This is a genomic window from Dolichospermum sp. UHCC 0315A (genome assembly GCF_008121535.1).
GTDB lineage: Bacteria > Cyanobacteriota > Cyanobacteriia > Cyanobacteriales > Nostocaceae > Dolichospermum > Dolichospermum lemmermannii.
Genome location: NZ_CP043056.1, coordinates 1,966,024 through 1,982,073, shown reverse-complemented (window position 1 = coordinate 1,982,073; position 16,050 = coordinate 1,966,024). Strand labels below are relative to the sequence as shown.

16 protein-coding genes are annotated in these 16,050 nt (G+C 37.8%); 5 read left to right on the top strand and 11 right to left on the bottom strand.

Annotation, left to right across the window (positions count from 1 at the left end):
• Positions 1-30: 30 nt before the first annotated feature.
• Positions 31-1,740, bottom strand: coding sequence for an ATP-binding protein (locus tag BMF77_RS09500; protein ID WP_148762405.1), 1,710 nt, complete (start codon positions 1,738-1,740; stop codon positions 31-33).
• Positions 1,741-2,081: 341 nt separating this feature from the next.
• On the opposite strand from BMF77_RS09500, the gene BMF77_RS09495 reads away from it, so the two are divergent.
• Entirely contained in the window at positions 2,082-3,623 is a 1,542-nt protein-coding gene (locus BMF77_RS09495) for a YcjF family protein (RefSeq protein ID WP_148762403.1), read from the top strand.
• A 111-nt stretch (positions 3,624-3,734) separates the two neighbouring features.
• Positions 3,735-5,492 (top strand): serine/threonine-protein kinase, encoded by a 1,758-nt coding sequence (locus BMF77_RS09490; RefSeq protein ID WP_148762401.1) that lies wholly within the window; start codon positions 3,735-3,737, stop codon positions 5,490-5,492.
• 493 nt (positions 5,493-5,985) lie between these two features.
• On the opposite strand, the gene BMF77_RS09485 is transcribed toward BMF77_RS09490, so the two are convergent.
• The gene (locus tag BMF77_RS09485) at positions 5,986-6,660 is read right to left on the bottom strand and encodes a response regulator transcription factor (protein WP_148762399.1); all 675 of its coding nucleotides are present in this window, start codon (positions 6,658-6,660) and stop codon (positions 5,986-5,988) included.
• Between the two features lie 29 nt (positions 6,661-6,689).
• Positions 6,690-7,664, bottom strand: a complete 975-nt coding sequence (locus tag BMF77_RS09480) for a M28 family peptidase (RefSeq protein ID WP_371735615.1) — start codon at positions 7,662-7,664, stop codon at positions 6,690-6,692.
• 140 nt (positions 7,665-7,804) lie between these two features.
• On the opposite strand from BMF77_RS09480, the gene BMF77_RS09475 reads away from it, so the two are divergent.
• Both BMF77_RS09475 and BMF77_RS09470 read left to right on the top strand, forming a co-directional pair.
• A complete protein-coding gene (locus BMF77_RS09475; protein WP_148762393.1) occupies positions 7,805-9,031 on the top strand; it encodes a sulfite exporter TauE/SafE family protein in 1,227 nt (408 codons plus the stop codon).
• The gene (locus BMF77_RS09470) at positions 9,006-9,638 is read left to right on the top strand and encodes a hypothetical protein (protein WP_148762391.1); all 633 of its coding nucleotides are present in this window, start codon (positions 9,006-9,008) and stop codon (positions 9,636-9,638) included. Before BMF77_RS09475 ends, BMF77_RS09470 begins: the two co-directional genes overlap by 26 nt.
• A gap of 2 nt (positions 9,639-9,640) precedes the next feature.
• Here the strand turns inward: BMF77_RS09470 and BMF77_RS09465 are convergent, their stop codons facing one another.
• Together BMF77_RS09465 and BMF77_RS09460 are read right to left on the bottom strand one after the other, a co-directional pair.
• Complete coding sequence (locus tag BMF77_RS09465) at positions 9,641-10,456, bottom strand: DUF3153 domain-containing protein (RefSeq protein ID WP_015083599.1); 816 nt, start codon at positions 10,454-10,456, stop codon at positions 9,641-9,643.
• A gap of 21 nt (positions 10,457-10,477) precedes the next feature.
• Positions 10,478-10,999: a tetratricopeptide repeat protein gene (locus tag BMF77_RS09460; protein ID WP_148762389.1), complete on the bottom strand. Its 522-nt coding sequence runs from the start codon at positions 10,997-10,999 to the stop codon at positions 10,478-10,480.
• Positions 11,000-11,084: 85 nt separating this feature from the next.
• Here BMF77_RS09460 and BMF77_RS09455 point away from each other — a divergent pair, with 85 nt between their 5' ends.
• Positions 11,085-11,222: a hypothetical protein gene (locus BMF77_RS09455; RefSeq protein ID WP_246863103.1), complete on the top strand. Its 138-nt coding sequence runs from the start codon at positions 11,085-11,087 to the stop codon at positions 11,220-11,222.
• A gap of 115 nt (positions 11,223-11,337) precedes the next feature.
• On the opposite strand, the gene argB is transcribed toward BMF77_RS09455, so the two are convergent.
• The 6 genes from argB to BMF77_RS09425 form a co-directional block, all read right to left on the bottom strand.
• Positions 11,338-12,234 carry an acetylglutamate kinase gene (gene argB / locus BMF77_RS09450; RefSeq protein WP_148762387.1) on the bottom strand — a complete coding sequence of 299 codons (897 nt, stop codon included), beginning with the start codon at positions 12,232-12,234 and terminating at the stop codon, positions 11,338-11,340.
• A 116-nt stretch (positions 12,235-12,350) separates the two neighbouring features.
• Positions 12,351-13,313 carry an FHA domain-containing protein gene (locus tag BMF77_RS09445; RefSeq protein ID WP_015083596.1) on the bottom strand — a complete coding sequence of 321 codons (963 nt, stop codon included), beginning with the start codon at positions 13,311-13,313 and terminating at the stop codon, positions 12,351-12,353.
• Between the two features lie 156 nt (positions 13,314-13,469).
• Positions 13,470-14,192: a 6-phosphogluconolactonase gene (gene pgl, locus BMF77_RS09440; protein ID WP_148762384.1), complete on the bottom strand. Its 723-nt coding sequence runs from the start codon at positions 14,190-14,192 to the stop codon at positions 13,470-13,472.
• A gap of 316 nt (positions 14,193-14,508) precedes the next feature.
• A complete protein-coding gene (locus BMF77_RS09435) occupies positions 14,509-14,835 on the bottom strand; it encodes a DNA-binding protein (RefSeq protein WP_148762382.1) in 327 nt (108 codons plus the stop codon).
• Positions 14,836-14,840: 5 nt separating this feature from the next.
• Positions 14,841-15,203 (bottom strand): type II toxin-antitoxin system RelE/ParE family toxin, encoded by a 363-nt coding sequence (locus tag BMF77_RS09430; RefSeq protein WP_148762380.1) that lies wholly within the window; start codon positions 15,201-15,203, stop codon positions 14,841-14,843.
• Between the two features lie 71 nt (positions 15,204-15,274).
• The gene (locus BMF77_RS09425; RefSeq protein WP_148762378.1) at positions 15,275-16,048 is read right to left on the bottom strand and encodes an MlaE family lipid ABC transporter permease subunit; all 774 of its coding nucleotides are present in this window, start codon (positions 16,046-16,048) and stop codon (positions 15,275-15,277) included.
• Positions 16,049-16,050: the final 2 nt, after the last annotated feature.

The following is a 16,050-nucleotide window of genomic DNA, read 5'->3' as shown; positions in this document are numbered from 1 at the left end:
GCAATCAGGAGTCACCGAATAAAATCAAGATCATGATCTTGATGAATGAGAAATTGGGAGAAATATGGTAAATTCTGTACCTTGATTCGAGTCAGAATGAAAAGTAATTTTCCCCTGATGTTTTTTAACGACAATTTCATGGGTAATTGCTAAACCTAAACCAGTCCCAACACCTCTGGGTTTAGTGGTGAAAAAGTTTTCAAATATTTTCTGCTGATTTTCTGGAGGAATACCTGAACCATTATCTATAATTTTAATTAATACCCAGTCATTTTCTTGCCGTTCAGTAGTTATGTTTATTGCTGGTGAAAATTCTGAATTCTGAGCAGATTTTTCTTCTATAGCATCAATAGCATTACTTAAAAGATTCATGAAAACTTGATACAATAATCCTGTATAACCGGTTATTTGGGGAATTTCTCCATAGTTTTTGATAACGCTAATTTTATTTTTAAGGCGATTATTCAAAATTAATAATGTACTATCTAGACAAAAAGGAATATCTAATAATTGTGATTTATTTTCATCTACACGCACAAAATCTTTTAAACTCCGAACAATTTCTTTAGTTCGTTCTGCGCCAATTGTCATAGACTGAAAAAGTTTAGGTATGTCTTCTGCTAAAAATTCTAAATCAATTTCTTCCGCTACAGCTTGCACTTGTGGTGGTGTTTGGGGAATTTCCGATTGATATGTTTTCAGAAGTCTGAATAAATCATCAACATATTTGTGTGCGTGAATTAAATTGCCAGAGATCAAGTTTACAGGATTATTAATTTCATGGGCAATACCAGCTAACATTTGCCCTAAGCTGGACATTTTTTCACTTTGAATTAGTTTAGATTGGGATTCAGCTTGTTGTATTTCTAAAAGATGTTTTACTTGTTGAATTAGGAGATTTAAAGAGTTGGCTAAATCACCTATTTCATCTTGAATATTTATAGATATTTGTAAATCAAAATTTTCTTCATTGGTAACTTTTCGAGCAATATTAGTAACTTCTAAAATCGGTTGAGTAATAATTTTACTGGTGGATAAAGCGAGAATATTAGCTATTAATATGGAAGTTGCCATACTCACAATAATAATCACATCTTGTACTTTTAATGCGTGATTGTAAGCTAAATTTGCTTGTTCTTTAGTTTGTTTAATGGGTTCTCTTAGGGTTTCTAAACTGTAAGCAAAGTCAGAAAATTTCTCTACATTTTTAATTTGATATTTTTTTAAAATTAACTGCTTTATTTCTGGATTTTTATTTGATTGTGCATCCAGTTGAGAAACTTCTTCGACTAATTCTTTGAGTAATTGGATGTAGCTGTTGATATTTCGTTGATATTTTTGACTCCAATCGGATAAATTACCATTTTTCTGGATTTGAGTAAAGTTTTGAAATTTAGTAAATTGAATTTCTAATTTATCTATTTCTGTGTTTAATTCAGCGATTTCTTTGGGTAACTTGTCTGGTTGATCTAATGTTGCTATAATCTTTTGTTGATGGATGAAAGATCCTAAAATTCCTCTTTGTAAATTATTGAGTAAAATATCTTCTTGATTGATTAAGATTGTCTTATTTCTAGCTCTTTGAAAATAGCTATTACCTACTAATAACCCTCCAGATGTACCTAAAACTGCTATTCCCAGGGAAAGAGTATACCTCAAGACAATTTTTTGTCTGATCCTCAAGGGAGGGAATAATTTTTTTAAAGAGCTAAAATGTTTAAATTCAGAGATAAAGTTCATATTGTGACTCGGCCTTTAACTTTCCCATGAATTGGGGTGAGACAAAAAATGCGGAATTTAATAGCCGGTCATTAAGAGGTTGTTTGAAAAGTATTATATCAAACCCGTAATCTCCAAAAACCTAACCCCCCTACCCCCCTTCCCTGCAAGGGAATGGGGGTTTTAAAGCCTCTCCCCTGGTAGGGGAGAGGTTTGGAGAGGGGTCTGTTTACACATGAAAAACTTTTAAAACATCCTCTAAGGGAACACTGCACACAAACTGAATGTTAGTTTAGCAAAAATTGTGGCTTTTTACTTTCTCGCTGAGAAAAACACTGTATAGATCCTAAATTTTATCATTCATGCCCTTGTCTCGTATTGTTACACTAATTGTTGGCCTGATCGTCATTTTGGCGTTAACCCTATGGCTAATTGATTCTCTTTCCCGGTTGTACTGGCAGTTGTCCTATTCTCCGCTGTTGGGTAATTTACTATTATTACTGCTAGTTTTACTGATTGGTGGTTTAATTGCTGCCTTTGTTTATTATGTATTGGTGCTGCGGAAGGGAGAAGCAAAATCCCGTCGTCAACGCCCAAGAGTGACTTCTGCCCAAATTCCTGCGGCTAAATCTGATGCGGCTTCTTCGACTCTGCAAGCGGTACGACAACAGGTAGCCCAAATTCAAGATGAGGTGACACGTCAAGCTTTGCTAAGTCGCACCAAGGAAATTGAAACGAATTTAGCGAGAGGGGAAATTCAAGTTGTGGTTTTTGGTACGGGTAGTGCCGGTAAAACTTCTCTGGTAAATGCGATTATGGGGCGGATAGTTGGTGAGGTGAATGCCCCAATGGGAACAACTCAGGTGGGAGAAACCTATTGTTTGCGCTTGAAGGGTTTGGAACGGAAGATTTTAATTACTGATACTCCAGGGATTTTAGAACCGGGAGTAGCGGGTACGGAACGGGAACAACTGGCTAGGGCTTTAGCGACGGAAGCGGATTTATTGTTATTTGTGGTAGATAATGATTTACGGCGTTCTGAATATGAACCACTGCGGGGTTTAGCGGAAATTGGTAAGCGATCGCTTTTAGTGCTGAATAAAACAGATTTATACACGGAGACTGATATAGAAGTGATCTTAGCCAGATTGCGGGAACGGGTACGCAGCTTTATTGCTACTAATGATGTGGTAGCGATCGCTGCTAATCCCCAAATAGCCGCATTAGAAACCGGCGAAACCTTCCAACCAGAAGCAGATATTATCCCCTTGTTACGGCGCATGGCCTCTATTTTACGCGCTGAAGGTGAAGATTTAGTAGCAGATAATATTCTCTTACAATCTCTGCGCTTAGGAGAAGAAGCTCGCAAACTTATAGACTCTCAACGTCGTCGCCAAGCTGATAAGATTGTAGATCGTTATCAATGGATTGGTGCGGGTGTAGTTTCTGTCACACCATTACCGATGGTAGATTTACTCGCAACCGCTGCTGTTAATGCCCAAATGGTAGTAGAAATTGGCAGGCTTTATGGTTGTGATTTAAACATGGAACGAGGTAAAGAATTAGCCCTATCTTTAGGAAAAACTATTGCTGGTTTAGGTATCGTTAAAGGGGCAATTGAATTATTATCAACGGCTTTGCAACTTAATGTGGCTACTTTTATTGTAGGGAGGGCAATTCAAGGAGTGACAGCCGCATATTTAACCCGCATTGCTGGGAAAAGCTTTATCGAGTATTTTCGTCATGATCAAGATTGGGGTGATGGGGGAATGACAGAAGTTGTGCAACAACAGTTTCAGATTAATCGCCGTGATGAGTTTATCAAAGTTTTTGTCCAAGAAGCGATCGCTAAGGTCGTCAAACCTTTAACTGATACCTTTGCAGAAAAAGAAGATCATAAGTAAAAATACTGAAATAATTATTGAATATTTCACATACTGAATTATTGCCTATAATTCCGGAAAATAGCAGCCGATGTCAGAAAAGATATATAAGGATTTCTGACTAACTAGATCATGACCAACCAGATGATCGGCCAAGTATTACAAGATCGTTACCAAATTGTGCAACCACTTAGTGCAGGAGTGTTTGCACAAACATTTATTGCTGTGGATATGTACCACCCAGAAAAACCCAGATATGTTGTCAAACAATTGAAGGTGAATCACTATCAATCTACTTCCTATTTTGACCACCGGAGATTGCGGTTTTTAAAAGAAACTGAAACCCTCAAACATTTAGGTCGTCATCCCCAAATTCCGGAACTTATTACCTGTTTTGAAGAAAATGAGCGGTTTTATTTAGTCCAACAATTTATTCCTGGAGAGTCTTTAGCAGCAGAATTACCTCATGATCCTGAAAGTCATGGTAAATGGAGTCAAGTTGATATTATTAAGTTTCTAGAAGATGCTTTATCTATTCTTGAATTTATTCACTCTCAAGGCTTTATTCATTGTGATATTAAACCAGAAAACTTAATTAGACGAGCTATAGATGCCAGATTAGTATTAATTGATTTTGGCTCAATTCGACCAGTAGACTTTAGTATTGACACAGAATTTTCCATAGATCAAATTCCTGTCACATCATTGGGTTACATTCCCCCAGAACAATTTATTGGTCAAACCCAACCCAATAGTGACCTTTATTCCTTGGGAATAATTGCTATTCAAGCTATTACAGGACTATCTCCCTTAGAATTAGAAATTGATGCTGAAACTAATGAAATTATTTGGTGTGATCATGACACCTCTATCAATGATTATTTAGTTGCGTTCCTCAATCAGATGATCCGCTATCAACACCAAGAACGATTTCAATCTGCCAATGAAGCACTATGGTTACTCAAGCATATAGAATGGGACAATAACCCAGCAGAAATACAAATAGCAGAGTCTCAATTATCTGATAAAACTATTGAAACGACAGATCAAAAATCCCAACCATTACTAGCCGGACTGCGATTAGGTTTATTAATTAATTCGGTTCTACTAGGATTGGGAGTATATTCTTTATTTAACAATTCTCAAGCTTACTCAGCTACAGAAATTTTATATAAAGCCATAGCCAGATATCAATCTGGAGATTTACAAAAAGCCATTAATTTAGCTCGGTCAATCCCCCTTAATAGTAATGTTTATCCAGAAGCTCAAGCTTCAATTGAAGAATGGCAAAACCAATGGCAAAAAGATGCAAAACATTATGTTCTCACTGAAAAAGCTTTAAAAGAACGACGATGGAGAGACGTATTATATCATGCACCTAAAGTTCCAATTAATTCATATTGGCAATCGAAAATTCAGCCCCTAGTTGCACAAGCAAAATTAAATATTGAAGCCCAAACACAATCCTTATTAGCCAAAGCTTATGCAAAAGCCGAGGAGAGAGATTTCTCAACGGCTTTATATTATCTACAGCAAATACCTGAAGAAAGTTCTGCTGGTGCTATGGTTAAACAGAAATTAGCTGAGTACAATCAAAAACGTCAAGTTAGATCAGGATACTATTTATATCAAGCTCACAATCAAGCCTCTATAGGTAACTTTTTCGCAGCAATTAAACTACTGGAAAGAGTTCCTAAAGATGCTGAAGTCTATGCACAAGCAAGAGTCAAACTAGAAGAATATTCCCACAAGTTACGTCTACGTAATCATCAACAAGAATTAGCTATCCTAAAAACAGTTCCCCTTGCTGAAAGACAAAACACTCCTATTCAGCGGAGAGTATCTCTTCAACCAGAAGATTATTTACAGGAAGTAAATATTCGTAATTAAGCTGAGAAATGGGGAATAGAAGATAATTTTACCAATTCCCCCCATGGTTATTTTACGTTGTTGCATTGCTATTCTGGGTACGCGAATGTCTTTGTGCGATAATTCCGACTTGCAGAATCCCTCGGTTCACAACTGGGGGTATTTTTTTATCTATTCAATTAGACGGAAATAAATTAAATTTAAACTTTCCTATAGACAGAGACAATCTTCTAAAGATCAAGTTAGATTTACAGTTGAACTAGTCCACATTCCAATGTCTTTAATCATAGCCTCCAGTTATTTTTTAGGCTGGAGGTGATTCTTTATAAATCTTTGCTGCATCTCTATTTGATCATTGAAATACTTTTTCTAGATTATCCTGTTCTTTTTGTAATAAAGTGGTAATTTGTGTATACTCATTAAGTAATTCTGACTGCTAATGTAAATACTCCTAATACTGAACCAACTACTAACAAATATGAGAACAAAAAGCGATATTTAATTATCCACAACATTAGTTATTTCCTAAACGATATCCTATCCCATAAACAGTGTCGATAATTTTTTCAGATGCACCCACCACTTTTAATTTTTTGCGTAAATTATTGATGTGAGTTTTAACAGTATCTTCCCCAGAAATTTTATCAAATTCCCATAATTTATCTAAAAGAGATGTACGAGTTAAGACCTGCTGGGGATTTTTAATAAAACACTCTAAAATCATATATTCTTTAGGTGTTAATAAGAGAGTTTGACCTTGATAACTAATATGGTAACTAACAGGATCTAGTTGTAATTTACCATAAACTAATATGGATGGACGAACTTCTGCATTTCTGCGAGATAAAGCTCGAACACGGGCTGTTAATTCTTCTAAATCAAATGGTTTAATTAAATAATCATCAGCCCCTGCATCTAATCCAATTACTTTATCTGCTGTAGTATCTCTGGCTGTAAGCATTAAAATCAAGGCATTATATTTTATTGATCGTAAGCGTTTACATAAACTAATTCCATCTAACTTTGGCAACATCAAATCTAATAAAATTATGTCATATTGTGTTGATTGACTATATTCCCAACCTTCAATTCCATCTTTAGCAATATCTACAACATAACGTTGATGTTTTAAATCTTCGGCTAAGGGTTTAGCAATCCGTTGATCATCTTCTACAAGTAATATTTTCATGTTAATCGCCAGATTAGCTCTAAAAGAATTTATTTTAACAAAGTAGAAGTAGCATTAATAATAATTTGTGCCGAACCCGTGAAAAATTCTCTTTGGATATTTTTGGGAATATCACTAGGTTGATGGTAATGAGGACTACGTAAATTAGCGGTATCTGTTACCAGCAAAGCCCCTATTCCTTGATACCAAAACGGAGCATGATCACTGCGGAGGGTATCTGGTGTTAATAAACCTTTGAAGGGAATCGGTACTTTGAGGATTTTTGGTAAATTCTCACTAGAGTTGGCAAAAGTATTTAATAAATTTAAGTGTTCTACATCACCAACTACTGCTAAAAAATCTCCCTTGTCGCTAAGTGGTGTTACAGGCAAACCAGCGGGATATTTTTGACAGCCAGAAGTGTAACAAGCATAACCCACCATATCCATAATAATTACGCCTTGAAGATTTTGTAAATGGGCTGGTTGGTTGACAAAAGCTTTACTTCCTAAAAGTCCTGTTTCTTCTTGATCAAAAAATGCTAATTGTAATGTTTTTGGTGTGGAAATAGCAGTAAAAAGTCTGGCGATTTCTAATACTACAGCTATACCAGTGGCGTTATCATCTGCACCAGGAGAGGACTCAACTGTATCATAATGGGCAGCCACCAAAATTGTCCCAGTGGTTTTATTTGTTCCCAGTTTTTGGGTAAAAATATTCATACCGGCAGTAAACTTTTCTAACTTAGGTTTCCAGCCAAATTTGCTCAATTGATTTGTGATATATGTACGGGTACGCAATCGCTCCATTTTTGAATACCGCCGAAAATTCAACTTTTGAACATGAGCAAAAAGTTGATCACCATCAACCAATAGAGTATTATTTACCTTCAGGGGTTTTAACTGGGGTTGAGACTGTGGTACAGGAGCATTTTTAACTATCGGAATCATTTCAGATTGCTCAAAAAAACTTCCCATACCTATAAACACTATTATCCCTACCAGCACCCATGGCCATTTTTTGATCATGATTTAAACCCACCTAGAGGAAATAAAATATCCTAACTACACCAAGTTTGACAGCTTGTCTTTTGACATCAACATGATGATAAGAGATGTAAAAGGTATACTGTCCCAATTGCCAATTCCCAGTTCCCATCAAAAATATGCTAGATTTATTACTCATAACGCTTCTGGGGTTTCTAGGCAGTTTTGGACATTGCTTTGGGATGTGTGGACCCCTGACTGTAGCTTTTTCTCTGTCCAAGCAGCAGGAAAATCCAAGTTGGCAACAGCAATTAAAATTTCATACATTACTAAATTTGGGGCGAATGTTAAGTTATGCCTTCGTCGGTGCTGGTATTGGCGCACTAGGCTCAGTATTAGTAGAAGGTGGACAACTGGCGGGAGTTGGTAGTGATTTGCGGCGGTGGATAGCTATTATTACAGGTATAATGCTGATTTGGTTTGGTTTATGGCAAGTTAAACCCGATTTTTTACCGCATATACCCCTATTACACCCCATATTAAAAGGGAATTTACACAACCGTCTGAGTGCGGCCATGCTGAAATTATCTGCACAAACTCAATGGTGGACACCGGCACTTTTAGGCATGACTTGGGGATTAATGCCCTGTGGTTTTTTATATGCGGCTCAAATTAAAGCTGCGGCTACAGGGAATTTGTGGCAAGCTACAGCAACAATGTTAGCTTTTGGAATTGGCACACTACCCATCATGTTGGGACTAGGTGTTTCCACGGCGTTAATTAGTCAAGATCAGCGGAGTCAATTATTTCGCTTGGGTGGGTGGGTAACTCTCGTTATTGGTGCTATTACCCTATTGCGGACGGGGGATACGATGACGGACTATAGCGGACACGCTGCCTTAATTTGTTTAAATCTCTCATTGATTGCCCGGCCTGTGAATAGTTTTTGGTCTGCACCTCTGCGTTACCGTCGGGCGTTGGGCGTTGGGGCTTTTGTGCTTTCGGTAGTACATACTATCCATAATCTTGAACACTCACTAGACTGGAATCTTACCGCTTTTTGGTTTTTACCGTTAGAATTTCAGTGGGGAATGAGTGCAGGGGCTGTGGCTTTGGTATTAATGCTCCCTGCGGCTTGTACAAGTTTTGATGTTATGCAAAAGTCATTAGGTAAACATTGGCGGCATATTCATCTTTTGAGTGTACCAGCTTTGTTATTGAGTGCTATTCATACGGTTATGATTGGTTCTCATTATCTGGGGGCTGTAAGATTAAGTTGGCAAAACCAATTAGCAGCAGTGTTACTGAGTCTAATTACCTTAGCTGTATTGTTGATCCGTTCGCGGTATTCTTGGTTATATTTACGTCTAGAAAAATTTTATGTTCCTCCCAATAAATCGCGGTAAATTAACTATTTCTCCTGCACACAAAATCAAGTATCTATTATTAGTTTTATTTGGTTTAATAGTTACTACAAATACTCAAGTTTTAGCCCATACGGTGAAAATATCGGCAGATGTTGGTGCTACTATCCATATAGAACCTAATGATAATCCTCGCGCTGGAGAAGTTACTCAAGCTTGGTTTGCCCTGACTCGGAAAGGTGGTAAGGTAATTCCTTTAAAAGATTGTAATTGTCAGTTGGCTATTTATGCTGAACCTCATGCAGTGGGAGAACCAGCATTACTTGAACCTCCATTAAAACCTATTCAAGCTGAACGTTATCAAGGCATTCCAGGGGCAGAAGTAACTTTTCCCAAACCAGGGGCTTATCAGTTGCAATTAAGTGGTAAACCTGTGAATGAAGGAAGTTTTAAACCTTTTGAGTTAAAGTTTGTTGTCACTGTGGCTACAGGAAAGAATATAGATACTCTTCAATCTAGGCCAAGTGTAAATAAGAATCAGCAAGGAACAACAATTGGATTAGCACAACCTTTGATTTGGTTGGGAATTTTGCTGCTGTCTGGAGGGATTTTAGTTTTCTTGGTGCAAACAATGAAGAAGAATAATTAAAGTTAGTCTTTTTTGGCAGTTAACTGAATACTTGGATTTGGTAAAAATGTATATCTCAGATATAATCCTAACCACACAAATCCGATAATTAACAAAGTCCCAATTCCCAGAAAATTCGGCAACCAAAAAACTACCTCTACATGATTTATAGCCCCTGCTTTAATTGTCCATAGCAGTTGATTACCATGCTTTTCTGGTTGGATAGCATTTTCATCATTTTCAATATTCTTGACTCCCCAAGGTGTCTGTAGGCTAAAGTCTAGATTGACAATAGAACTATCACCTTTAGTGGTCAGCATAGCCAAAGAACGCAAATCTAAATCATAAACTAAATGATTTCTAGAAAATAGGAAAAAATTCGTATCTTCTGCAACTAAAGTTGAAGTAATATTTGATATTTCCGAACCATTACCATCTTCATCAGTTCGAGTATTAAAAAAGCCAGTGAATTTTTCTTGTAATTCTTTTGCACTGGTAAAGGGAATTTTAACAACGATTTCTGATGGTGAAATTCTCTCTGTTGAACCTGCTAATTGTCGCGCTCGTTGTTCTAAAGTTTTTAACCATTGTGATAGATAATCACTACTAAAAATAGTGATTTTTTCCGATAATTGAATATGTTGTACTAATTCACCATTATTAGTGCTGTTAAAGTTGACTCCTAAATCATACTTTACACAACTAGATAATAGTAATGAAGAAAAAATTACCATAAATACAATAGGTTTAATTTTGGTAAATTTTCCAATTTTCCTAATTAAAAAAAACACAGATTTGCTTAACTGTAATATCACCTTAATGAAAGTGAATACATTCATGACTAAATTTCTCCTTATTTACTAAAAACTTAACCAAACTAAATAGGAAATTGTTAAACCAATAGCAATTAAAGCTACCCAAACAAAATTATTATCTTTAGTATTGACTGTATTCAGGTCAATATATTCTCGTTCTCCAGGTTTTTGTTTAAATGTAGATTTTTTAGATTGAGAAGTGACAACTATTTTGGATTTGTGATCAGAAGTTATGTCCAAATCGGGAATTTCTGTCATCAATTCTTTAGGTCTGTTAAGTTTGGGCGCTTTTAAAATATATAGTAGGCGCTTTGCTTGTTGACGAATTTCATAATGGGGATGACGAATGAGTTGTTGACAAAGATTTATCGCTTCTTCCGAACGTCCCGCAGCTTCATAAGCATTCACCAACCAAATTTCGATTTCACCAGCAAAATGGGTATTTTTTTCTAATAGGGCGCTGGCTGTTTCTAGATTTTCTACAGATTTCCGATATTGACCATTTTCAAAAGCAGTTGTCCCCATTTGATAATGAGATTTAGCAAGTTCTAAATTTTCTGTGGTCATTGGTCAGTTGTCAGTTGTCAGTTGTCAGTAGGGGCGAAGCATTTGGAAGATAAATTATCGATCATTGCCAAAAATAGTTCTCCAAATGCTTCGCCCGTACAGTTGTCAGTTGTCAGTAGGGGCGAAGCATTTGGAAGATAAATTATCGGTCATTGCCAAAAATAGTTCTCCAAATGCTTCGCCCGTACAGTTGTCAGTTGTCAGTTGTTACTCAATAACTTGAATTTTAACTTACCGCAGATTGTAGGTAAATGAAATTTTACCAATGAATCCTGTAGGGGTTTAGCATTGCTAAACCCTTCCGAATTAATTTTGCTGTAATTTGTCCCCAATCTCGATTATTGTCTCGACTGATGAGAACCGAGAATCATTGTCCCAATTCCCACATCTGTAAATACTTCTAACAGTAAAGCATGAGGAATCCGCCCATCAATTATATGTGAAGCCTTGACTCCTTGAGCAAGCGATCGCACACAACAATTCACTTTAGGAATCATCCCTCCACTGACTATACCATCAGTAATTAATTGCCGCGCTTCCCGAATATCCACTTTCGGAATTAAAGTAGAAGGGTCTTTATAATCTCTTAAAATTCCTCTGGTATCAGTCAGCAAAATTAACTTTTCTGCGCCCAAAGCTGCGGCTATTTCCCCCGCTACCGTATCCGCGTTAATATTATAAGCCTGTCCAGTTTCATCAGCAGCCACGCTGGAAACAACGGGAATATAGCCATTACTAGCAAGTGTTTCTAAAATTTTGATATTGACATTACTAACTTCCCCCACAAACCCAATCCCTTCATCACCTTGAGGACGAGCCGTAATTAAGTTACCATCCTTACCACAAAGCCCTACAGCCATTCCTCCAGCTTGGTTAATCAAAGCGACAATTTCTTTATTTACCCGCCCCACTAACACCATTTCCACTACATCCATTGTTGCTGCATCAGTAACACGCAAACCATTTTTAAATTGCGCTTCAATTCCTAACTTGCCTAACCAACTATTAATTTCTGGACCACCACCATGCACTAGAATAGGCCGCAAGCCAACGCAAGATAAAAAGACCACATCACGAATAACTTTATCTTTGAGGTTACTATCCTTCATGGCTGCGCCACCGTATTTAACCACAACGGTACGACCAGCGAATTGTTGAATGTAAGGTAGTGCTTCGCTGAGAATTTCTACGCGATTAGCTTCAGCTTGCCTGATATACTCTATATCATTAATCATGTTATTACCCAAGTTGCTAGTTATATAGTTTATGGGATAACTAGCAACAAGAGTTAATCAGCTATGGTGATAGGAGCAGGGGGAAATATTTATTCCCTATTCCCTATTCCCTATTCCTAAGAGAGTTGAAACAAGAAAGTGACTAAATCTCCTTTACCCAAGCTGATGCGATCGCCTGGACGGAGGCGATGTCTGTTTCCAGGTAACAGAGGTAAGTTATTGACATAAGTACCATTGGAACTACCTGCATCTTCTAGATAACAAGCATCTCCCTCAATCCGAATGTCTGAGTGAATCCGCGAAACAATTTCCGAATTTGGGAACCCAGAAACATCTATATCGGGAGGAATACGATCATTCGGCTTACCAATATGCACAACCGAGAGATTTTGTGGTAATTCTATTTCTTGGTTAGCTTGAACATGGAATAACCGTGCTACTACCTTTTGCAATTGCGTATTTGCCACCTTTACTTGTGGTGCGGCTGGGGCTACTTCAGGAACTGTGAGGGGATCGATCTGAGGTACATAAGCAGGAGGAATATAAGCTTCCGGTTCTGGTGCTACAGGCGCAGGTGGGGCTGTCAGCACAGGCGGAATATAAATTTCTGGTTCAGGTGCTACCGGTGCAGGGACAGAAGGAATATAAACAGCTTGTTCCTGAACTACAGGTGCGGGTGTCAGTACAGGGGGAATATAAACTTCTGGTGCTGGTGTGACAGAAGGAACATAAACAGCTTGTTCCTGAACTACAGCCACCGGTGCAGGGGCGGGAATAGCGCTAACAGGAGGATTGGCGGCGGGCGCAATTTCTAAAGCATCGGGCTGTAACAGTTGCATCATCAGGTCAGGAGCGACCACTGGAGCTGGTTGTACAGGGTTAATCGCAATAGTTGGGGTAACTGCGGGAGTAACACCAAAATGGAGATTGTAACCGCACTGACCACAGAAAGCGGCATCTGACTGTACAGTTGCTCCACAATTAGGACAACTAGCTGTAGCTGGTAACGGCGTATAACAAGCTTCACATTGAACAGCGCCGTCTGGGTTGGGATGATTGCAATTAGGGCAGACGATCATGGATTTAAGCCTTAGTGAAGGTCGTTGTAAAAATATTACTGACAAGCACATAAGTAACTTTAGCGTTTAATGCTAACAATTACTTAGAGTGAGAACAAGTTGATCATTGGTGATTATTCTTAATTATCTAAATCATCCAAATCTCAAGAATCATAGTTAGTGTTGAAGTTCCAAACCAGCGGCTGCGTCTAGCAACCAGTAAAGTTCTCCCTGGGGTTTAATTAGCCGAGATGGATAGACGAAATCATCTGCCACCGGTGCGAAAATTTGGGCTAAAGCCGGTCTTTTGTTAGCACCAGCAGCCAAAAAAATCACACTGCGAGCCGCGTTAATAAATGGGTAAGTAAAGGTGATGCGGAGATTATCATCTTTATTACCAACAGTGATTAGGCGATCGCACACCTTGAGAGCTTTCGTGTGGGGAAACAAAGATGCAGTATGGGCATCATCACCCATTCCCAGTAAAACTACATCTAATGCCGGGAACTCTCCCGATATAGAATTAAAAAATGTTTGGAGATGCTGGTTATACTTAGCTGCATCCACTTCTGGATTAGCCGACAAAGTGGGGATAGCATGAATATTAGCTTGGGGAAGTGCAACCTGATCTAACCATGCTCGTCGCGCCATCAGTTCATTGCTATCAGGGTGATCTGCTGGAACATAACGCTCATCTCCCCAGAATACATGAATTTTATCCCAAGGCAACTTTTGATTAGCGATGGCTTCATACAACGGTTTTGGTGTGCTGCCACCTGATAAAGCAATTGTAAATTGTCCCCGTTCGCTAATAGCAGTTTCTACTTTCGACAGGATCAATTCTAGCGCTCGTTGGACGAGTGCCGATAGACTGGAGTGGACTTCAACAGTTTTGTTCATGGCATTATCATTACATAGCTTGTTTCTTGGCAATACCATAGCGAACTTTTGACAATTTTCCGCTTTAACTCTGGAAACTTTTAATATCGTCAAGTTAAGCCATCAATTATCGTCCTTAACCTTCTTTATCATTATTTGTGGTTGGTTGTCAGTAGTCAGTTGTACTAATCGCTGATCATCACCGCAGGGGATTGTTGAGAGAATAAAGGATACATCGGTAAATAAACACAACAGATAGAGCTAGTTCTGTTTGTTTTTGTGTTTTCTTATTCATATTTTCTCAAAAGTTACTAGACAAAAACAATAAATAAAATCTTTAAGAAGAAATAACTGTCGTTTGAACATTGATATCAATATTCAGCTTTTTCCGCAAAACATTCAAAATAGCAGTCAAATTATCCATTGTCGGATTACCTTTTGCCGATAACATCCGGTGTAAACTCTTGCTAGGTTTAGACGTTTCAATTGCCAATTGTTCAAAACCTACCGTTGCATTAACAATATCTCTCAAAATCAATCTTGCTGTTTCTGGTTCACCATTCAGGAAGAGAAAAATAGCTTCATCAAGTAGAGCTATTGTGAAGTGAGAATCTTTTTCCACTCGTGCGTTAATAGTTTCTTTGAAATCTCTAGTAAGTGCCATAATAACTACCTTTTCTCTTTATTCTTGTTGTCAGTCTCTTGATTTATCGTAAGTTCTTTTTTTCGCTTTTTGTACTCTTGGTACAATTCTTTAGCACGACTAATATCAGATTGCTGATTTTTCTTTGTCCCTCCACCAAATAATACTATAAATTGCTTACCATCCTGAGCCAGATAAATCCGATATCCTGGACCCCAATCAATTTTATATTCACCAATTCCCTCAAACCATTTAACATTTGATGTATTACCTAACTCCAAACGAAACTTAGCAACAGTAACCTTCGCAGCAGCTTGAGCATCCAATTTATCAAACCATTCTTGATAAGGACTGGAACCATCTTCTTTAAGATATTCTTCAACTTTCATAACAGAGACAGTCTTATAGTAACTTATATGTTACCATGCGTCAAGCAGTATTATTCTAAATAAACCTAAAATTACAATATAGGTTTTTCAAACAGTAGCACAGCCAAGATAAAATCCATAATAAAAATTGCCACCCAAGTAGTAACAACTGCTGTTGTGGCTGACTCTCCCACTTCCTTTGCACCTCCTTGAGTTGTCAGTCCCCAATTACAGCCATTAACAGAAACTATAGCCCCAAAAATTAACCCTTTAAGTAAAATAATAAAAATATCTGATGGTAATAAAAACGCTCTCACCGATTCTAAAAATGTTTCGGGAACAACTTGATAAAATTGTGCAGCCGCAAAAGCCCCGCCAATTATACCTGTGACTACAGCAAAAATCATCATTACAGGCATCATTAAACAGCAAGCAATGACTCTAGGTAAAACTAGATAATCAATCGGATCTGTTCTGAGCATATATAAAGCGTCAATCTGCTCCGTCACCCGCATTGCCCCTAATTCCGCAGCAAAGGCTGAACCAACTTGTCCAGCGATAATACTAGCAGTAAGAATCGGCGCTAGTTCTCGACAAAATGCTAAAGCAAATGCACCTCCAACACTATCTACAGCCCCAAATCTCACTAATTCCCTAGCGGTTTGAATAGTGAAAATCATCCCCGCAAAACCGTTAACTAGCAAGACTGGAGAAATAGAAGCCGGGCCTGCCGTTACCATATGTTCTAATATTTTGCGATAGTAGGTTTTTCCGCGCAGGAAATGCAATAGAATTTGACCGAACAACAGAAATGATGACAAACAGCGAATTATCCAAGATTGTTCTAAATTTCTTTTTGGTTGCAAGC